This window comes from Bradyrhizobium sp. CB1717 (genome assembly GCF_029714325.1).
In the GTDB taxonomy this organism is placed as follows: Bacteria; Pseudomonadota; Alphaproteobacteria; order Rhizobiales; family Xanthobacteraceae; genus Bradyrhizobium.
The window spans coordinates 4,199,459-4,218,201 of the sequence record NZ_CP121666.1 but is presented as its reverse complement, the minus strand read 5'-3'; the positions used below and the strand labels follow the sequence as shown (position 1 = coordinate 4,218,201).

The 18,743-nt window shown below is 63.1% G+C and carries 25 protein-coding genes; 1 reads left to right on the top strand and 24 read right to left on the bottom strand.

Features of this window, described 5'->3' with window-relative positions:
• Window positions 1-28: 28 nt before the first annotated feature.
• The 22 genes from rplR to rpsL all read right to left on the bottom strand — a co-directional run bounded on the left by rplR (window position 29) and on the right by rpsL (window position 12,504).
• On the bottom strand, window positions 29-391 hold the full coding sequence (gene rplR, locus QA649_RS20010) for a 50S ribosomal protein L18 (protein ID WP_283025675.1): 363 nt from the start codon (window positions 389-391) through the stop codon (window positions 29-31).
• An 11-nt stretch (window positions 392-402) separates the two neighbouring features.
• Complete coding sequence (gene rplF, locus QA649_RS20005) at window positions 403-936, bottom strand: 50S ribosomal protein L6 (protein WP_283025674.1); 534 nt, start codon at window positions 934-936, stop codon at window positions 403-405.
• 16 nt (window positions 937-952) lie between these two features.
• Complete coding sequence (gene rpsH / locus QA649_RS20000) at window positions 953-1,351, bottom strand: 30S ribosomal protein S8 (RefSeq protein ID WP_283025673.1); 399 nt, start codon at window positions 1,349-1,351, stop codon at window positions 953-955.
• 14 nt (window positions 1,352-1,365) lie between these two features.
• Window positions 1,366-1,671 carry a 30S ribosomal protein S14 gene (rpsN, locus tag QA649_RS19995; RefSeq protein ID WP_018647251.1) on the bottom strand — a complete coding sequence of 102 codons (306 nt, stop codon included), beginning with the start codon at window positions 1,669-1,671 and terminating at the stop codon, window positions 1,366-1,368.
• A gap of 46 nt (window positions 1,672-1,717) precedes the next feature.
• Entirely contained in the window at window positions 1,718-2,275 is a 558-nt protein-coding gene (gene rplE / locus QA649_RS19990) for a 50S ribosomal protein L5 (RefSeq protein ID WP_018647250.1), read from the bottom strand.
• Complete coding sequence (gene rplX, locus QA649_RS19985) at window positions 2,268-2,582, bottom strand: 50S ribosomal protein L24 (RefSeq protein ID WP_018647249.1); 315 nt, start codon at window positions 2,580-2,582, stop codon at window positions 2,268-2,270. Before rplX ends, rplE begins: the two co-directional genes overlap by 8 nt.
• Window positions 2,582-2,950, bottom strand: coding sequence for a 50S ribosomal protein L14 (rplN, locus tag QA649_RS19980; RefSeq protein ID WP_007603030.1), 369 nt, complete (start codon window positions 2,948-2,950; stop codon window positions 2,582-2,584). The genes rplX and rplN overlap by 1 nt, the downstream gene beginning before the upstream one ends.
• Window positions 2,951-3,034: 84 nt before the next feature.
• Window positions 3,035-3,283 (bottom strand): 30S ribosomal protein S17, encoded by a 249-nt coding sequence (rpsQ, locus tag QA649_RS19975; protein WP_018647248.1) that lies wholly within the window; start codon window positions 3,281-3,283, stop codon window positions 3,035-3,037.
• Between the two features lie 13 nt (window positions 3,284-3,296).
• A complete protein-coding gene (rpmC, locus tag QA649_RS19970; protein ID WP_011088144.1) occupies window positions 3,297-3,503 on the bottom strand; it encodes a 50S ribosomal protein L29 in 207 nt (68 codons plus the stop codon).
• A gap of 5 nt (window positions 3,504-3,508) precedes the next feature.
• Window positions 3,509-3,922, bottom strand: coding sequence for a 50S ribosomal protein L16 (gene rplP / locus QA649_RS19965; protein ID WP_018647247.1), 414 nt, complete (start codon window positions 3,920-3,922; stop codon window positions 3,509-3,511).
• Between the two features lie 30 nt (window positions 3,923-3,952).
• Window positions 3,953-4,678, bottom strand: a complete 726-nt coding sequence (gene rpsC, locus QA649_RS19960) for a 30S ribosomal protein S3 (protein ID WP_283025672.1) — start codon at window positions 4,676-4,678, stop codon at window positions 3,953-3,955.
• Window positions 4,679-4,696: 18 nt separating this feature from the next.
• The gene (gene rplV / locus QA649_RS19955; protein ID WP_035729589.1) at window positions 4,697-5,086 is read right to left on the bottom strand and encodes a 50S ribosomal protein L22; all 390 of its coding nucleotides are present in this window, start codon (window positions 5,084-5,086) and stop codon (window positions 4,697-4,699) included.
• Between the two features lie 10 nt (window positions 5,087-5,096).
• Window positions 5,097-5,375 (bottom strand): 30S ribosomal protein S19, encoded by a 279-nt coding sequence (rpsS, locus tag QA649_RS19950; RefSeq protein ID WP_008136357.1) that lies wholly within the window; start codon window positions 5,373-5,375, stop codon window positions 5,097-5,099.
• A 12-nt stretch (window positions 5,376-5,387) separates the two neighbouring features.
• Window positions 5,388-6,221 (bottom strand): 50S ribosomal protein L2, encoded by an 834-nt coding sequence (gene rplB, locus QA649_RS19945; protein WP_283025671.1) that lies wholly within the window; start codon window positions 6,219-6,221, stop codon window positions 5,388-5,390.
• Between the two features lie 12 nt (window positions 6,222-6,233).
• The gene (locus tag QA649_RS19940) at window positions 6,234-6,536 is read right to left on the bottom strand and encodes a 50S ribosomal protein L23 (RefSeq protein ID WP_247279363.1); all 303 of its coding nucleotides are present in this window, start codon (window positions 6,534-6,536) and stop codon (window positions 6,234-6,236) included.
• Window positions 6,533-7,153 (bottom strand): 50S ribosomal protein L4, encoded by a 621-nt coding sequence (gene rplD / locus QA649_RS19935; RefSeq protein ID WP_057745497.1) that lies wholly within the window; start codon window positions 7,151-7,153, stop codon window positions 6,533-6,535. The genes QA649_RS19940 and rplD overlap by 4 nt, the downstream gene beginning before the upstream one ends.
• Before the next feature lies 1 nt (window position 7,154).
• Window positions 7,155-7,868 carry a 50S ribosomal protein L3 gene (gene rplC / locus QA649_RS19930; protein ID WP_283025670.1) on the bottom strand — a complete coding sequence of 238 codons (714 nt, stop codon included), beginning with the start codon at window positions 7,866-7,868 and terminating at the stop codon, window positions 7,155-7,157.
• A 51-nt stretch (window positions 7,869-7,919) separates the two neighbouring features.
• Window positions 7,920-8,228, bottom strand: a complete 309-nt coding sequence (gene rpsJ, locus QA649_RS19925; protein ID WP_002712302.1) for a 30S ribosomal protein S10 — start codon at window positions 8,226-8,228, stop codon at window positions 7,920-7,922.
• 81 nt (window positions 8,229-8,309) lie between these two features.
• On the bottom strand, window positions 8,310-9,500 hold the full coding sequence (gene tuf, locus QA649_RS19920; protein ID WP_080137239.1) for an elongation factor Tu: 1,191 nt from the start codon (window positions 9,498-9,500) through the stop codon (window positions 8,310-8,312).
• Between the two features lie 40 nt (window positions 9,501-9,540).
• Window positions 9,541-11,613, bottom strand: coding sequence for an elongation factor G (gene fusA / locus QA649_RS19915; protein ID WP_260389858.1), 2,073 nt, complete (start codon window positions 11,611-11,613; stop codon window positions 9,541-9,543).
• Window positions 11,614-11,646: 33 nt separating this feature from the next.
• Window positions 11,647-12,117, bottom strand: coding sequence for a 30S ribosomal protein S7 (gene rpsG / locus QA649_RS19910; protein WP_008136420.1), 471 nt, complete (start codon window positions 12,115-12,117; stop codon window positions 11,647-11,649).
• 15 nt (window positions 12,118-12,132) lie between these two features.
• Window positions 12,133-12,504, bottom strand: coding sequence for a 30S ribosomal protein S12 (gene rpsL, locus QA649_RS19905; protein WP_007603006.1), 372 nt, complete (start codon window positions 12,502-12,504; stop codon window positions 12,133-12,135).
• A 668-nt stretch (window positions 12,505-13,172) separates the two neighbouring features.
• On the opposite strand from rpsL, the gene QA649_RS19900 reads away from it, so the two are divergent.
• Window positions 13,173-14,423, top strand: a complete 1,251-nt coding sequence (locus tag QA649_RS19900) for an NAD(P)/FAD-dependent oxidoreductase (RefSeq protein WP_283025669.1) — start codon at window positions 13,173-13,175, stop codon at window positions 14,421-14,423.
• On the opposite strand, the gene QA649_RS19895 is transcribed toward QA649_RS19900, so the two are convergent.
• Both QA649_RS19895 and QA649_RS19890 read right to left on the bottom strand, forming a co-directional pair.
• The gene (locus tag QA649_RS19895; protein ID WP_283025668.1) at window positions 14,339-16,372 is read right to left on the bottom strand and encodes an ABC transporter ATP-binding protein; all 2,034 of its coding nucleotides are present in this window, start codon (window positions 16,370-16,372) and stop codon (window positions 14,339-14,341) included. The two genes, QA649_RS19900 and QA649_RS19895, sit on opposite strands and share 85 nt — an antisense overlap.
• Window positions 16,373-16,505: 133 nt before the next feature.
• A complete protein-coding gene (locus QA649_RS19890) occupies window positions 16,506-18,566 on the bottom strand; it encodes an FAD-dependent oxidoreductase (protein ID WP_283025667.1) in 2,061 nt (686 codons plus the stop codon).
• Window positions 18,567-18,743 lie beyond the last annotated feature (177 nt).

The window sequence follows — 18,743 nt, the reverse complement described above, 5'->3', positions numbered from 1 at the left end:
AGGCTTACGCCTCAATCCTCAAATTCTGTTAGAAGCTCAGCCCGCTCTCACGCGCGGCGTCGGCCAGAGCCTTGACGCGCCCGTGGTAGAGGTAGCTGCCGCGATCGAACACGACTTCCTTGACGCCCTTCTCGGCGGCGCGCTCGGCCAGCAGCTTGCCGACCGCCTTCGCCGCATCGATGTCGGCGCCAGTCTTGCCGCCGCCGCGCATCGACTTCTCGAGCGAAGAGGCAGAGGCCAGCGTCTCGCCCTTCAGGTCGTCGATGACCTGGGCGTAGATGTGCTTGGACGAACGGAACACCGACAGACGCGGACGGCCACCACCGGAGCGGCGCAGCTTCAGCCGCACACTCCGCTTGCGCCGGGCATTCGTAACCTTGGCTTTGGACATGACCGGCTCCGTTACTTCTTCTTGCCTTCCTTGCGGAAGATGAATTCGCCCACATACTTCACGCCCTTGCCCTTGTAGGGCTCCGGCGGACGGTAGGCGCGGATCTCCGCGGCGACCTGGCCGACGCGCTGGACGTCGCTGCCCGCCACCGTGATCTCGGTCGGCTTCGGCACGGTGATCGTGATCCCTTCCGGGATCTGGTAGATCACGTCGTGGCTGTAGCCGAGCGCGAGCTGCAGGTTCTTGCCCTGCATCGCGGCGCGGTAACCGACGCCGGTGATCTCGAGCTTCTTCTCGAAACCCTTGGTGACGCCTTCGACCAGATTCGCGACCTGGGCGCGAGCGGTACCGTACAGGGCCCGCGCGCGGTTGGTCTCGGCACGCGGCTTGACCTTGATCTGGCCGCTCTCGAGCTTCACCTCGACGTCGTCATGGACGACGAACTGAAGCTGGCCCTTCGGCCCCTTCATCTTGACGGTCTGCCCATCGACGGTCGCGGTCACACCCGACGGAACCGCCACAGGCCTTTTGCCAACTCGTGACATGGATGAAAAATCCTTCTCAGAACACCGTGAAGAGGACTTCACCGCCCACATTCGCGTCGCGCGCGCTGTGGTCGGCCATGATCCCCTTCGGCGTCGACAACACCGAAATGCCGAGCCCGTTGTTGACCCGCGGCAGGTTCTTCACCGAGGCGTAGACACGACGCCCGGGCTTGGAAACGCGTTCGATCTCGCGGATGACGGGCTCGCCGTCGAAATACTTCAGCTCGATCTCGATCTCGCTGCGGCCCGAGGGGTGCTCAAGCGTGGCGTAACCGCGGATGTAGCCCTCGGTCTTCAGCACCTCGAGCACGTTCTCGCGCATCTTCGAGCCAGGCGTGGAGACCTTGTTCTTGGAACGCATCTGCGCGTTGCGGATGCGGGTGATCAGATCGCTGATTGGATCGTGCGTAGACATCTAAACGCCCCTCCTTACCAGCTGGACTTCACGAGGCCCGGGACCATGCCCTTGGAGCCAAGGTCGCGCAGCGCGATACGGGACAGCTTGTTCTTGCGATAGTTCGAGCGCGGACGGCCCGACAGCTCGCAACGCAGGCGGATGCGGGTCGCCGACGAGTTGCGCGGCATTTCGGCCAGCTTCAACGTCGCAGCGAAACGCTCTTCCATCGGCAGCTTCTTGTCGGCGATGATCGCCTTCAACCGCTCACGCTTGGCGGCGGCGTTCTTCACCATCCGCTTGCGCCGGTTGTTCTTCTCGACTGAACTCTTCTTTGCCATGCTTGGCTCCTGGGTATCCGCGTTTGAGAGGCTTAAGGTCAGCGTCTCACTGCCGGAACGGGAAATTGAAAGCGGTCAACAAGGCCCTCGCCTCTTCGTCGGTCTTGGCCGTGGTGCAGACGGTGATGTCCATACCGCGGGCTTCCGTGACCTTGTCGAAGTCGATTTCGGGGAAAATGATGTGCTCCTTGATGCCGAGCGAGTAGTTGCCGCGGCCGTCAAAGCTCTTCGGGTTCAGGCCGCGGAAGTCGCGGACGCGCGGCAGCGCGACCGTCACCAGGCGATCGATGAACTCGTACATGCGGGCCTTGCGCAGCGTGACCTTGCAGCCGATCGGCTGGTTCTCACGCAGTTTGAAGGTCGCGATCGCGATACGCGAATAGGTCACGATCGCCTTCTGGCCGGCGATCTGGGTCAGCTCGGCAGCGGCGGTCTCGGCCTTCTTGCGGTCGTTGACGGAATCGCCAACGCCCATGTTCAGCACGACCTTGTCCAGGCGCGGAACCTGCATCACGTTCTCATAACCGAACTTCTCGGTCAGGGCCGTGCGGATCTTCGCGTCATATTCCGCGCGCAGGCGCGGCGTGTAAGCGGCCTCAGCCATCGATCTCAGCTCCCGAGCTCTTGGCGATGCGGACCTTCTTGCCGTCCGCCAGAATCTTGAATCCGACGCGGGTCGGCTTTCCGTCCTTGCCGACATACGCGATGTTGGACAGTTGGATCGGCGCCTCTTTCGAGATGATGCCGCCCTCCTGGGCCTGCGTCTGCTTCTGGTGACGCTTGACCATGTTGACGCCGCGCACCAGCGCGGTGCCGGCGTCGGGACGAACCTCGAACACTTCGCCGGTGCGGCCCTTGTCACGGCCGGTCAGCACGACGACCTTGTCGCCCTTGCGGATCTTCGCAGCCATCACAGCACCTCCGGCGCGAGCGAAATGATCTTCATGTGGTTCTTGGCGCGCAGCTCGCGCGGCACGGGCCCGAAGATACGGGTGCCGACCGGCTCGGACTGGTTGTTGATCAGAACGGCGGCGTTGCGGTCGAAGCGGATGACCGAACCGTCGGCGCGGCGGATGTCCTTGCGGACGCGCACCACAACGGCCTTCATCACGTCGCCCTTCTTCACCTTGCCACGCGGAATCGCTTCCTTGATCGAGACGACGATGATGTCGCCGATGGTGGCATAGCGGCGCTTGGAACCCCCGAGCACCTTGATACACATGACACGGCGTGCGCCAGAATTGTCGGCCACGTCGAGGTTGGTCTGCATCTGAATCATTGATGCACCTCGTCCTCTTTCTAATTGCGCCAGCCCAGCCGGCGCTCAACATTTCCCTGAAGTCAGTCGGCTAAAGCCAACAGATCAGGCGCTTTTCTTGTGTTCGCCCCGGATCACGACCCAGCGCTTCAACTTCGAAATCGGCTTCGATTCCTCGATCCACACCACGTCGCCCGGCTTGAACTCGTTGCTCTCGTCGTGCGCGTGATAGTTCTTCGAACGGCGGATCGTCTTCTTGTAGATCGGGTGCGTGAAGCGGCGATCGACGCGCACCACGATGGTCTTGGCTTGCTTGTCGCTGACGACCACGCCCTGCAAAGTACGTTTCGGCATCTTCGTAAGCCTCTTACTTCTTCTTCGCGCGCGTCTGCGCGGCGACGGTCTTGATCCGGGCGATGTCACGGCGGGCCTCGCGCAGGCGCGAGGTGTTCTCGAGCTGCCCGGTGGCGCGCTGGAAGCGCAGGTTGAAGCGCTCCTTCTTCAGGTTCAGGATGGCGTCATCCTGCTGGTCGGGGCTCATCGCGCGGATGTCTTCGATCTTCATCTGGGCCATGGCCATTACTCCGCAATGCGCTCGACGAAGCGCGTCTTGATCGGCAGCTTGGCGGCCGCCAGGGTCAGCGCCTCACGCGCCGTCTGGGTGTTGACGCCGTCGATCTCGAACAGCACCCGGCCCGGCTTGACGCGCGCCACCCACAGTTCCGGCGAACCCTTGCCGGAGCCCATGCGGACTTCGGCCGGCTTCTTCGACACCGGAACGTCGGGGAACACGCGGATCCAGACGCGGCCGGCGCGCTTCATGTGGCGGGTCAGCGCGCGGCGGGCGGCCTCGATCTGGCGCGCGGTGACGCGCTCAGGTTCGGTCGCCTTCAGGCCGTACTGGCCGAACGCCAACGTCGCGCCCGAAGACGCAACGCCGTGGATGCGGCCCTTATGCGCCTTCCGGAACTTCGTTTTCTTTGGTTGCATCATGGCTTTAAGCCCTCAAATTCCTGTCTGGCTTTAGGCCGCAGCCGTGTCGCGGCGCTGACGGCCACCACGATCACCACCGCCGCCGGTCTCGCCTTCGGCCATTCTCTTGTCCTGGGCCATCGGATCGTGCTCGAGGATCTCGCCCTTGAAGATCCAGACCTTGACGCCGCAGGTGCCGAAGGTCGTGAACGCGGTCGCAACGCCGTAGTCGATGTCGGCACGCAGCGTGTGCAGCGGCACGCGACCTTCGCGGTACCACTCCATGCGCGCGATTTCCGCACCGCCGAGACGTCCCGAGCAGTTGATGCGGATGCCTTCCGCGCCGAGACGCATCGCCGACTGCACGGCGCGCTTCATGGCGCGGCGGAACGCCACGCGGCGCTCCAGCTGCTGCGCGATCGACTCGGCCACCAGCGTCGCATCGAGCTCCGGCTTGCGGATCTCGACGATGTTGATGACGACGTCGGACGAGGTGATGTCCGCAACGCGCTTGCGCAGCTTGTCGATGTCGGCGCCCTTCTTGCCGATCACCACGCCCGGACGGGCCGAGTGGATGGTGACGCGGCACTTCTTGTGCGGACGCTCGATCACGATGCGGGCGACGGCCGCCTGCTTGAGCTCCTTGTGCAGGATCTCGCGGATCTTGACGTCCTCGTGCAGCAGCTTGCCGTATTCCTGCTTGCCGGCGAACCAGCGGGAATCCCAGGTCCGGTTGATGCCGAGACGCAGACCGATCGGATTGATCTTTTGACCCATCGTTTTCTCCTGCGACCCTTAAGCCGCTGCTGCTTCGGCTTCGACCTGACGAACAATGATCGTCAGCTGCGAAAATGGTTTATAGACACGGCCCGAGCGGCCACGGCCACGGGCGGCGAAGCGCTTCATCACGAGGCCGTTGCCGACGAAGGCCTGCGCCACGACGAGATCATCGACGTCGAGGTCGTGGTTGTTCTCGGCATTGGCGATAGCCGATTCCAGGCACTTCTTCACGTCGACCGCGATCCGCTTGCGCGAAAACTGCAGGTCGGCGAGCGCAGCGGAAGCCTTCCGGCCGCGAATGAGCTGGGCGACCAGGTTGAGCTTCTGCGGGCTCACCCGCAGCATCCGGGCGACCGCCTTGGCCTCGTTGTCGGCGAGGCTCCGTTCGCGCTTAGGTTTGCTCATCGTTTAATCCTCAAGCCTTCTTGGCTTTCTTGTCGCCGGAGTGGCCATGGAAGGTCCGGGTCGGCGAGAACTCGCCGAACTTGTGACCGACCATTTCCTCGTTGACCGCCACCGGCACGTGCTTCTGACCGTTGTAAACGCCGAAGGTCAGGCCAACGAACTGCGGCAGGATCGTCGAGCGACGGCTCCAGATCTTGATGACGTCGTGACGGCCGGACGCGCGCGCGGCATCTGCCTTCTTGAGCAGAGAACCCTCGACGAACGGGCCTTTCCAGACTGAACGAACCATGTCCGGCGTTCCTTACTTCTTCCGCTTGTGGCGGCTTAGGAGAATGAATTTGTTGGTCGACTTGTTGGTGCGGGTCTTCTTGCCCTTGGTCGGCTTGCCCCACGGGGTGACCGGGTGGCGACCGCCCGAGGTACGACCTTCACCACCGCCGTGCGGATGGTCGATCGGGTTCATCGAAACACCGCGGTTGTGCGGCTTGCGGCCCAGCCAACGGTTGCGGCCGGCCTTGCCGATCGAGGTGTTCATGTGATCCGGGTTCGACACCGCGCCGATCGTGCCGCGGCAACGGCCGTGCACCAGGCGCTGCTCGCCCGAATTCAGGCGGATGATCACGTAGTCCTGATCGCGGCCGACGAGCTGGGCGTAGGTGCCCGCGGAACGGGCGAGCTGGCCGCCCTTCCCGATCTTGACCTCGATGTTGTGGATGATCGTGCCGACCGGCATGTTGCCAAGCGGCATGACGTTGCCCGGCTTCACGTCGACGTAATTTCCGGCGACGATGGTGTCACCCACGGCCAGGCGCTGCGGCGCCAGGATGTAGGCCTGCTCGCCGTCCTGATACTTGATCAGCGCGATAAACGCAGTGCGGTTCGGATCGTATTCCAACCGCTCGACCGTCGCGGGCACATCGACCTTGTCGCGCTTGAAGTCGACGAGGCGCAGGGTCTGCTTGTGACCGCCGCCGCGGAAGCGCACGGTGATGCGACCGGTGTTGTTGCGACCGCCCGAGGAATGCTTGCCTTCGGTGAGCGCCTTGACCGGCTTGCCCTTGTAGAGGGCTGAACGATCGACCATGACCAGCTGGCGCTGGCCCGGTGTCGTGGGATTGAATTTCTTCAGTGCCATCGTCGTGCGACCTTACAGACCGGTGGTCACGTCGATCCGATGACCCTCTTCGAGGGTCACGATCGCGCGCTTGGTGTTCGACTGCGAACCGAGATTGCCGCGGAAGACCTTGGTCTTGCCCTTGCGGACCAGCGTGTTGACGCTCTTGACCTTGACGTCGAACAGCTTCTCGATCGCTTCCTTGATCTGCGGCTTGGTCGCCTTGGCGGCCACCTTGAACAGCACCTTGTTGTGCTCCGAGGCGATCGTCGCCTTTTCGGTCACGACCGGCGACAGGATCACGTCGTAGTGGCGAGGCTCGATGTTCTTCGTCATTTGAAGCGCGCCTCCAGCGCATCGATGGCGGCCTTGGTCAGAACGAGCTTCTGACGGCGCAGGATGTCATAGACGTTGATGCCCTGGATCGGCAGCACGTCCATGTTCGGGATGTTGCGGGCCGCAGCGGCGAAGCCGTTGTTGAGTTCGGCACCGTCGATGATCAGTGCGTTAGTCAAGCCGAGGCCCGAGAAGTGACCGAGCAGCGCCTTGGTCTTGGCGGCTTCCAGCGCGGCCTTCTCGATCACGAGCAGATCGCCGTCCTTGGCCTTGGCCGAGAGCGCATGCTTGAGAGCGAGCGCACGGACCTTCTTCGGCAGGTCGGTGGCGTGCGAACGCACCACCGGACCGAAGGCACGACCGCCGCCGCGGAACTGCGGCACGCGGGCCGAGCCGTGACGAGCACCGCCGGTACCCTTCTGCTTGTACATCTTCTTGCCGGTGCGCCAGATCTCGGCGCGGCCCTTGGCCTTGTGCGTGCCAGCCTGACGCTTGTTGAGCTGCCACTGCACGCAGCGCGCAATGATGTCCTGGCGCGGCTCGAGGCCGAAAATGGCGTCGGACAGCTGGACGGAGCCTGCTTCCTTACCTTCGAGGGTGGTGACCTTCAATTCCATCTCACGCCTCCTGCGCAGCCGGGGCGGCTTCCGCGTCGCCAGCAACCTTGAACTTGCCGGGCTTCGGAGCTTCCTTCGGCAGCGGCTTCTTGACGGCGTCGCGCACGCGGATCCAGCCGCCCTTGGAGCCGGGAACGGCGCCTTCGACGAGGATCAGGCCACGCTCGACGTCGAGCTGAACGACGCGGAGGTTGAGCGTGGTGATGCGATCGACACCCATGTGGCCGGGCATCTTCTTGTTCTTCCAGGTCTTGCCGGGGTCCTGACGACCACCGGTCGAACCGATCGAGCGATGCGAGACCGACACACCGTGCGTGGCACGCAGACCGCCGAAGTTCCAGCGCTTCATGCCGCCGGCGAAGCCCTTACCGACCGAGGTGCCGGTGACATCGACGAACTGGCCGACGACGAAATGGTCGGCGAGGATCTCGGCTCCCACGGGGATCATGGCATCCGCAGTGACGCGGAATTCCTCGACCCGACGCTTCGGCTCGACCTTGGCGACCGCGAACTGGCCACGCTCTGCCTTGGGCATGTAAACGGTCTTGCGGGCGCCAGAACCAAGCTGGAGCGCGACGTAACCGTTCTTCTCTTCGGTGCGGTGGCCTACGACCTGGCAATTGCCGAGCTTCAGCACGGTCACGGGGATATGTTCGCCGGCCTCCGTGAAGACCCGCGTCATCCCGACCTTTTGTGCGATCACTCCGGAGCGCATCGGCTTGCTTCCTGTTCTCTTTGTCCGCTTTCGCGAACGGGATCCAAAATCTTAGAGCTTGATCTCGACGTCGACACCGGCGGCCAGGTCGAGCTTCATCAAAGCATCGACGGTCTGCGGGGTCGGATCGACGATGTCGAGCAGGCGCTTGTGAGTGCGCATCTCGAACTGTTCGCGGCTCTTCTTGTCGACGTGGGGCGAACGGTTGACGGTGAACTTCTCGATGCGGGTGGGCAGCGGAATGGGTCCGCGGACCTGCGCGCCGGTGCGCTTCGCCGTGTTCACGATCTCACGGGTCGACGTATCGAGGATACGATGGTCGAACGCCTTGAGACGGATACGAATGTTTTGGCCGTTCATTGCCGTGGTCTCTCTTCAGTGGGTGGCGAATAGCGAATAGCGAATGTCACCATTCGCTACTCGCCGTCCCTTTTCTCGTAATTACTCGATGATCGAGGCGACGACGCCGGCGCCGACGGTGCGGCCGCCTTCGCGGATCGCGAAGCGGAGCTTCTCTTCCATCGCGATCGGCACGATCAGGTGCACTTCCATCGCAATGTTGTCGCCCGGCATCACCATCTCGGTGCCTTCCGGCAGGTGCACGACACCGGTCACGTCGGTGGTGCGGAAGTAGAACTGCGGACGGTAGTTGGTGAAGAACGGGGTGTGGCGACCGCCCTCTTCCTTGGTGAGGATGTAGGCCTCAGCCTTGAACTTGGTGTGCGGCTTGACCGAACCCGGCTTGGCCAGAACCTGGCCGCGCTCGACGTCCTCGCGCTTGGTGCCGCGGAGCAGAGCGCCGATGTTGTCGCCGGCCTGACCCTGATCGAGCAGCTTGCGGAACATTTCGACGCCGGTGACGGTGGTCTTCTGGGTCGCACGGAGACCGACGATCTCGATTTCCTCGCCGACCTTGACGACGCCGCGCTCGACACGGCCGGTCACGACGGTGCCGCGGCCCGAGATCGAGAACACGTCTTCGACCGGCATCAGGAACGGCTGGTCGATCGGACGCTCCGGCTGCGGAATGTAGCTGTCGACGTTCTTCATCAGCTCGATGATGGCATCGTGGCCGAGCTTCTTGTCGCTGTCTTCGAGAGCGGCGAGAGCCGAACCCTTGATGATCGGGATCTTGTCGCCCGGGAATTCGTACTTCGAGAGCAGCTCGCGGACTTCGAGCTCGACGAGCTCGAGCAGTTCCGGATCGTCGACCATGTCGCACTTGTTGAGGAACACGACGAGCGCGGGTACGCCGACCTGGCGGGCGAGCAGGATGTGCTCGCGGGTCTGCGGCATCGGGCCGTCAGCGGCCGACACGACGAGGATCGCACCGTCCATCTGGGCGGCGCCGGTGATCATGTTCTTCACGTAGTCGGCGTGGCCGGGGCAGTCGACGTGGGCGTAGTGGCGGTTCGGCGTCTCGTACTCGACGTGCGCGGTCGAGATGGTGATGCCGCGCGCCTTCTCTTCCGGCGCCTTGTCGATCTGGTCGTACGCGGTGAACGTCGCACCGCCGGCTTCGGCGAGAACCTTGGTGATCGCCGCGGTCAGCGACGTCTTACCATGGTCGACGTGACCGATGGTGCCGATGTTGCAGTGCGGCTTGGTACGTTCAAACTTTGCTTTGGCCATTTGACTCTCCGTTCAATCGTCAGCTTGAGACCGACGACAATCAGGCAAACTTCTTTTGGACTTCTGCCGACACGTTGGCCGGCGCTTCTGCGTAGTGATCGAACTGCATGGTGAAGGTCGCGCGACCCTGGCTCATCGAGCGCAGGTTATTCACGTAACCAAACATGTTCATGAGCGGCACCATCGCGTTGATGACGTTGGCGTTGCCGCGCATGTCCTGACCCTGGATCTGACCGCGCCGGGAATTCAGGTCGCCGATGACCGAGCCGGTGTAGTCTTCCGGGGTCACCACTTCGACCTTCATGATCGGCTCAAGCAGGACGGACTTGCCCATCTGCAGCGCTTCGCGGAAGCAGGCGCGCGAAGCGATTTCGAAGGCGAGCGCCGACGAGTCGACGTCGTGATACTTGCCGTCGACCAGCTGCACCTTGACGTCGACCACGGGGAAGCCCGCAACCACGCCGGACGACAGCACGCTCTCCAGACCCTTCTCGACGCCGGGAATGTATTCCTTCGGCACCGCACCGCCGACGATCTTCGATTCGAACTCGTAGCCCTTGCCGGGCTCGTTCGGCTCGACGATGAACGACACGGCCGCGAACTGGCCGGTACCGCCGGTCTGCTTCTTGTGGGTGTAGCTGTGCTCCACCCGCTTGGTGACGCGCTCACGGAACGCCACCTGCGGCGCGCCGATGTTGGCGTCGACCTTGTAGGTGCGCTTGAGGATGTCGACCTTGATGTCGAGGTGGAGTTCGCCCATGCCCTTGAGGATGGTCTGGCCGGACTCGTGGTCGGTCGAGACGCGGAAGGACGGATCCTCCGCCGCGAGCTTGGCCAGCGCCACGCCCAGCTTCTCCTGGTCGGCCTTGGACTTCGGCTCGATCGCGATCTCGATGACCGGCTCGGGGAATTCCATCTTCTCCAGGATCACCTGCTTGTCGGGATCGCACAGCGTGTCACCGGTGCGCGCTTCCTTCAGGCCGGCCAGCGCGACGATGTCGCCGGCATAGGCTTCCTTGATGTCCTCGCGGTTGTTCGCATGCATCAACAGCATGCGCCCGATGCGCTCCTTTTTCTCGCGGGTCGAGTTCACGACGCCGGTGCCGCTCTGGAGAACGCCGGAGTAGATGCGGCAGAAGGTGATGGTGCCGACGAACGGGTCGTCCATGATCTTGAACGCGAGCAGCGCCAGCGGCTCCTTGTCGTCCGCCTTGCGCACGACTTCGTTGCCCTTGTCGTCGGTGCCCTTGATCGCGGGCACGTCGAGCGGCGACGGCAGATAGTCGACGACGGCGTCGAGCAGCGGCTGCACGCCCTTGTTCTTGAAGGCCGAGCCGCACAGCACGGGATAGAACGCGCCGGTCAGCACCGCCTTGCGGATCAGGCGCTTCAGGGTCGCCTCGTCCGGCTCCTTGCCGTCGAGGTAAGCGGCCATGGCATCGTCGTCGAGCTCGACGGCGGCCTCCACCATCTTCTCGCGGTATTCCTTGGCCTGGTCGACGAGATCTTCCGGAATGTCGACATAGTCGAACTTGGCGCCGAGGGCTTCATCGTTCCAGACGACGCCCTTCATCTTCACGAGGTCGACGAGACCCTTGAAGTTGTTCTCGGCACCGATCGGAAGCTGGATCGCGACGGGCTTGGCGCCCAGGCGGTCGACGATGTCCGCCAGACACTTGAAGAAGTCGGCACCGATCTTGTCCATCTTGTTGGCGAAGACGATGCGCGGAACCTTGTACTTGTCGCCCTGGCGCCAGACGGTCTCGGTCTGGGGCTCGACGCCCTGGTTCGAGTCGAGCACGCAGACGGCGCCGTCGAGCACGCGCAGCGAACGCTCGACTTCGATGGTGAAGTCGACGTGGCCGGGAGTGTCGATGATGTTCAGCCGCTTGCCGGCCCAGAAGGCGGTGGTCGCAGCCGAGGTGATCGTGATGCCACGCTCCTGCTCCTGCTCCATCCAGTCCATCGTCGCGGCACCTTCGTGCACTTCGCCGATCTTGTGGCTCTTGCCGGTGTAATAGAGGATGCGCTCGGTCGTCGTCGTCTTGCCGGCGTCGATATGCGCCATGATACCGAAGTTACGGTAGTCTTCGATGGCATGTTGGCGGGGCATGGGGTGTTCCTTGCGAGTCCGTTTGTTTCGCCGTTACCAGCGATAGTGCGAGAAGGCGCGGTTGGCTTCCGCCATCCGGTGCACGTCTTCACGCTTCTTGACGGCGTTGCCTCGGTTGTTCGATGCGTCCAGGAGCTCGGCCGAAAGACGCTCGGTCATCGTCTTCTCGTTGCGCTCACGCGCCGCCGAGATCAGCCAGCGGATACCCAGCGCCTGACGGCGGGTCGAACGAACCTCGACCGGAACCTGATAGGTCGCACCACCGACGCGGCGGGAGCGCACTTCGATCGTCGGCATGACGTTCTCGAGTGCCTGCTCGAACACGCCGAGCGGGTTCTGCTTGGTCTTGGATTCGATGATGCCAAACGCACCGTAGACGATGCCTTCGGCGACCGACTTCTTGCCGGCGTACATCACCGAGTTCATGAACTTGGTGACGATGATGTTCCCGAACTTCGGATCCGGGAGAACTTCGCGCTTTTCCGCAGAGTGGCGACGAGACATAGGCTTGGTTCCCGCTTACTTCGGACGCTTGGCGCCGTACTTCGAACGACGCTGCTTACGGTTCTTGACGCCCTGGGTATCCAGAACGCCGCGGAGGATGTGGTAGCGCACGCCGGGCAAGTCCTTGACGCGGCCGCCGCGGATCATGACCACCGAGTGCTCCTGGAGGTTATGACCTTCGCCGGGGATGTAGCCGATCACCTCGAAGCCGTTGGTCAGACGCACCTTGGCGACCTTACGAAGCGCCGAGTTCGGCTTCTTCGGGGTCGTGGTGTAGACGCGGGTGCAAACACCACGCTTCTGAGGCGACTGCTGCAGCGCCGGCACCTTCTTGCGCGACTTCTGCACTTCCCGCGGTTGAGCGATCAGCTGGTTGATCGTCGGCATCCTGGCCTTACCCTTTGTTATCGCGGCCCCTTGCGGGCCCGCTGTCTTGGCGCGGCCCGTTGCCGGGACCGCAAATTCTGTTCGGGCCACCCGCCCGACGAGGCCGCCCTGAGCGGAACAATCCGCACAAAGCGAAATTGCGCCAACCGCTCCATCAACGAGCGGAAAGCGTTACGACGCCACAGAGGACCGCAGTTTTCAGGCCAACCAGCAGAAAGCTGCGGCCCGCGCACCGAGGTCATGCATCCGAATTCGATCTCAAGAGAACATGCTCAAGAGAACTAGAATCGCACTGGCATTGCCTAGCTATGATCGACAGCGTCTGAGCGGCATTCGTCGAGGTTGGTGCCTGCCGGACGATCCCTAGATGATCAGGCAGGTGGTCCGTACCGACGTTGGCGATGCTCACCGCCTGTCGTTAAGTGAGGCGCTTTCTATAAGTGAGAATCGGTCAAGTCAAGGTGAAACGACAGTCACAAAACGCTTCTCGCGCCTGTCGAAACCGATGTTTACCGCACTCACCGCCCTACGCCGATATGGGAACGCTGCGCCTGTTCCGCCACCCCAATGACACATTATACCCGGGTGAAATATACTTTTATAACCCTTGCTAAGGCTTTTTTTCCTGTTGATGCGTCAATCTGCCGCCTTCAGCAGAGATTTGCGCCATGCGGTACACCGACATTGCCATCATCGGCGGGGGATTGTCCGGCTCGACCGCCGCCGCGATGCTCGGCCGCGCCGGCATTTCCGCGGTGCTGATCGACCCGCATGAGAGCTATCCGGCGGACTTTCGAGTCGAAAAACTCAGCGGCGAGGTGCAGGTCGAGCGATTCCTGAGGACCGGAATCGCAGAATCGGTGCTGCGGCGCGCGACCTATTCGGGCGAGAACTGGATCGCGAGATTCGGCCATCTGCTCGACAAGGCGCCGAGCCGGCAGTTCAACATCCTCTACGATTCCCTGGTCAACGCCATCCGCGACGAGATTCCCGCGAGCGTCGGGCGTATCTGGGCCAAGGCGATCGCGGTCGAGACCAGCCCGGAGCGGCAGAGGATCACGCTCTCCAATGACGAGACCATCTCGGCCCGTCTGATCGTGCTCGCCAACGGCCTCAATGTCGGCTTGCGCCACCAGCTCGGCATCCCGCGACGAATCGTCAGTGCCTGCCATTCGATCTCGATCGGGTTCGACGTGGTGCCGGCCGGACGGAATTCGTTCGACTTCCCGGCGCTGACCTATTTCTCGGAGCGACCGAGTGACCGGATCCCCTACATCACGCTGTTTCCGATCGGCACGCGGATGCGCGCCAATTTGTTCGTCTACCGCGGTTTCGACGATTCCTGGCTGCGTGAGCTGCGCCGCGTCCCGGCCGAGACGCTGCATGCCGCCCTGCCCCGGCTCAAGCGCATCACCGGCCCTTTCGACATTCCCGGCGAGCTGAAGATCCGCCCGGTCGACCTCTACGTGAACGACGCTAGGGGGCAGCCCGGGCTCGTGCTGGTGGGCGATGCCTTCTCGACCTCCTGCCCGGTCGCCGGGACCGGCTGCGACAAGGTCTTCACGGACGTCGATCGGCTCTGCAACGTCTACATCCCGCGATGGCTGGCTTCCGACGGGATGGATGCCGCCAAGGTCGCCACGTTCTACGCCGATCCGGTCAAGCGGGCTTGCGACGAATGGTCGGCGGCGAAGGCGTTCGACTTCCGCTCAGTCTCGACTGCGACAAGCCCCTATTGGACGGCTCAGCGCTGGGCACGCTTCATTGCCTGGTCGGTTCAAGGGCTGCTGCGGCCGCTCGGAGGCGCCTTCGATCTGGAGCCGAACTTCCTCGGTCACTCCTCCTCGTCGTCCTCGTCCTCATCATCCTCGAGATCGTCCTCATCCTCGTCGTCATCGTCGCTGTCGTCGTCGGCCTGAGCCGCAGCGCCGTGCGGCTGGTGGATCTGGTCGTTCCACAGCTGGCGATAGGTGCCATTGTTGGCGAGCAGCTCGGCATGCGAGCCGCGCTCGATCGCCCTGCCCCCTGAAATCACGATGATCTCGTCCATCTCGACCACCGAGGTCAGGCGGTGGGTCGACCAGATCATGGTGCGGCCTTTGGCGACCTTCAGCAGCGTGCGGTTGATCGCGGCTTCCGTGGTCTGGTCGAGCGCCGAGGTGGCCTCGTCCAGCAGCAGAACGGACGGGTTGCGGATGATCGCGCGCGCGATCGCGATACGCTGGCGCTGGCCGCCCGAGAGCGTATCGCCGCGCTCGCCGACCGGCGTGTCGTAGCGCTGCGGCAGGCTCATGATGTAGCGGTGGATCTCGGCCTTCTTCGCCGCCTCTTCCACCTCCGCATCGGTCGCGCCTTCCTTGCCGAGCCGGATGTTCTCGCGGATCGACATGTTGAACAACATGTTCTCCTGGAACACCACGGCCATGCTCCGGCGCAGCGAATCCAGCGTGACCTTGCGGACATCGACGCCGTCGATGGTGACGCGCCCCTCGTCCGGCACGTACAGCCGCAGGATCAGGTTGAGCAGCGTGCTCTTGCCCGAGCCCGAGGGGCCGACGATGGCGATGCTCTTGCCGACGTTCAGCTTGAGGCTGAGATTGTCCAGCACCGGCGTCTGGCTGCCCTCGTACTGGAAGGTGACGCGGTCGAAGGTGATGTCGTGGGTGATGCGCGGCAGATCGGGCGCGCCGGGCCGATCGGCGCCGCGCGTCGGCTCGTCGAGCAGCTCCTGGATGTGCCGGATCGCGGCAGCCGAGGAGATCGACACCGGAATGAAATGCATCACGTGGGCGATGTTGTAGGAGACTTCCCAGAACGCACTCTCGAAGGTGACGAAGGTGCCGATCGTGATCTGGCCCTTGGTCGCCAGATAGGCACCGATCGCGAGCACCACGAGGTGCAGCATCAGGACCGAGATGGTGACCGTCCGCTCCACCATGGTCGACAGGAACGCGGCCGAGGCGATCCTGTTACGGGTCTCGTCGTTGCGGAAGCTGAAGAAGCCGAACATCTTGCGCTGCAGGCTGAACGCCTTGATCACGGCCTGGGCGCCGATGTTCTCCTGCACCATGCCGAGCAGCGCGGCTTCGTTCTGCTTCTGCTCGTAATTGGCCTGCACCGCCTTGGGGGTGAGGATGCGCGGGCCGATCAGCGTGATCGGAAACACCAGCAGCGCGACCGCCGCGAGCTGCCAGTTCAGGAACACCATCAGGATGATGCCGGCGATCAATTCCAGGAACGGCAGCGCCGCGCTGTTGGCGAAGGTCTTCACCGAGCCTTCGAAGGCCGAGAGATCGACCGAAAAGCGCGACAGGATCTCGCCGCGCTTGGTACGGCCGAAATAGGCCGCCGGCAGGTCCTGGACGTGCTCGAACAGACGCTTGCGGACGTCGGAGATGATGCAGGCCGCCAGCCGCGCGTCCCAGCGCTCGTACCAGATCGCGACGATCGAGGTGAAGATGCCGGCGGCCGCGAGCACGCCGAGGATCTTGTACAGCGCCTGGAAATCCTCCTCGCCGAGCGCGTCGTCGATCAGGTACTTCAGGCTGAGCGGCATGATGACGTTGAACAGCGTCTCGACGACGACGCCGAACGCCACGAATGACAACATCCGCTTGTAGTTGGCCAGATAAGGCTTGACGAACCCCAGGATGGTCGCGAGCGCGCCGGCGGCCTCGCGCGCGGTAAAGACGACGAGGTCCTCGTCCTCATCGTCGTCTTCGAGCTCAAGCTCGTCATCCTCCTCGTCTTCGTCGTCCGCGTCGCCTTCGAGATCGGGCTTGGCGGCGGAGGCGAGCTTGTCGTCGAGCTCGGCCGCCTCTTCGGCGGCGAGCTTCTGTTTGTCGGGCGAAAGAGGCTTGGACGCCATGAAACCAACCGATGCTGACGGCCGGCATGACCGCAGAGAAAGCATGAGATCGCGGAGAGCCGCTATCGCACCGATTCTATGCGATCACGATGAATTCGGCAAAGAAATTGGCGAATTCACCCGATCTTAAGAGCTAGTCGTCGTCCTCGTCCTCGACCTTGTCGAAGAACGAATAACGCAAAGAGTCCGCGTCGGCGTACCACTGGCCCGGGCCCTTGTTGGCGGCAAGCGTCGCCTCCCAGAGCGCATCGGTGCAGTCCTTGCGGTGCATCGACAGATCGAAGCCGTTGCCGAAGAACAGCTCGGACCATTCCCACCAGGTGCCGAGCTTCTTGACCCCGCGCAGCAGGTCGTAACGGTCGATCAGGGCCGGCGCCATGTCGGAGGTGACCGAGCCGAACACGAGGCCGGTCTTGACCACGCGGTTGAGCTCGCGGATCGCGCGGACCACCTGCTTCGGGGACACGTGGCAGAGGCTGGTCTCGAACACGAAGTCAAATGCGCCGTCCTTGAACGGCATGTCGGTGATCGACCCGAGCTTGTTGTATTTCTTCAGCGCCTTCGGCGTTTTGGCATGGATGGCACGGTTGCTCTCGATGCCCCAGGCATCAATGCCGCGCTCGCGCAGCGCGCCGACCAGTTCCCCACTCGCCGCGCCCGCAACAAGAAGCTTCGAGCCCTTGGCCTTGCCCCAGACGATGCCGATCAGCTTTGTCAGGTAGTCGGGATCGGTGAAGTGCCGCCACGCCTCATGATAGGGACCGAGGCCGCGATAGTCCTCGAAATAGTCGCGGTCGATCTTGTCGGAGAGCGGCTTGTCCTCCTGCGCGCGCTCGCGGCGCAGGCGCATCATCTCGGTCAGGATGATGTCGGTGGCCGCATCCGAGGAGTCGAGCAGGCCGTTCAGCGTCGAGTCGAACAGATAGTCGCCGACGACGACAATGCCGGGATGTTCCTTCGGCTCGGGCCGGTGGTTGGTCATGACGTCGCGCACGGGCAGACCACCCGGCAGCGCGTTCACCGACGACAACCAGCGGTGGATCTTGCCTTCCATGAAATGCGCGCGCGCATCGCCGAGCGAAGCCGGCAGCGATTTCAGCGCGGCATCGATCAGCTCCTGATCGGAGAGATTGGCGAAGGCCAGCGCGTCGGAGCCGGGAATGAGCCAGTTCAGCACGCCATGCTTGCCAACGTCGTGACGCGCGCCCTCATTGTAGACGCAGCAGCCGCCGAAGGCTTCCGACATGAACCAGGCGCCCGGAATCTTCTCGCCCCAGAACGGCTCGTCGAACAGGATCGAGACGCGCAAATAGTGCGCCGGACGGTCGAAATAGGAGACATGCTTGACCATCGACTTGCGTAGCTGCTCGCCTTCCCACCCCATGGTGGCGAGCCAGGAATGCGGCAGGCAGACCAGCACGAGGTCGAAGTCGCGCGTCTCCGGGCCCTTGCCGTTCATCATCTTGAGCTGGTAGCGACCGGTCGGTGCCTTGCCGACGGTGAGCACGCGGTGATTGAGCTCGATGTCGGCATTGACCTCCGACTGCAGGCACTCGATCAGCTGCTCGTTGCCGTTCTGGATGGAATAGAGGCCGATATAGCCGTCGACGTCCATCAGATAGTTCTTGAGCGCGTTGAGGCCGTTGGTGTTGTGGCTCTCGGTCGCGATGTCCGAGCGCGCCATCACCTTGAAGAAGCGCTTTGCGGTCTCGTCCTCGACCTCTTCGTCGAGCACCTGTTCGGCAGTCTTGTAGGCCCAGGGATTCTCGTTGTCGTGTGCGCCGACGCCCTCGTAATATTCGATCGGCGACATCATCTCGGTGCAGCGCTTGCGGAACGCCTCGATCGCGGCCGCGGTCTTGGCGCCGTATTTGCGGGTCATGCCGGGCACGTCGTTCAGCAGCTCGCCGCCGAACTGCACCTGCTCGGCATCCATCGGAATCGTCTGCAGGCCGAAATGCTGAATCAGCTCGCGCAGCGGATCCGGACCCGTCATCGAGTAGTCGTAGATCTCAGCAACGCCGGCCTCGTACATCGCGGGCGCGGAATCGAATTTGCGCGTGACGATCTTGCCGCCGAGCCGGTCCGACGCCTCGAAGATGGTGACGCGGCAGAGGTCGCCGAGCTTACGCTTCAGATACCAGGCGCTCATCAGCCCGCCGGGGCCGCCGCCTACGATTGCGAGATCAAGCATATCCGTTCCGTGGTCTCCGGCCCTGCCCCCGTCACGGGATCCACCGGTCTAAGCTCCCCTAGCAGAAGCGCTTTTGCGCCTGAAGGAAAGATGAACAAAGGTTGATCCTGCATCGCAGCAAGCAAACAAAGCAGCAAAAAGGCCGGCTTGCGCCGGCCTTTTCATTGTCCTCGGTAT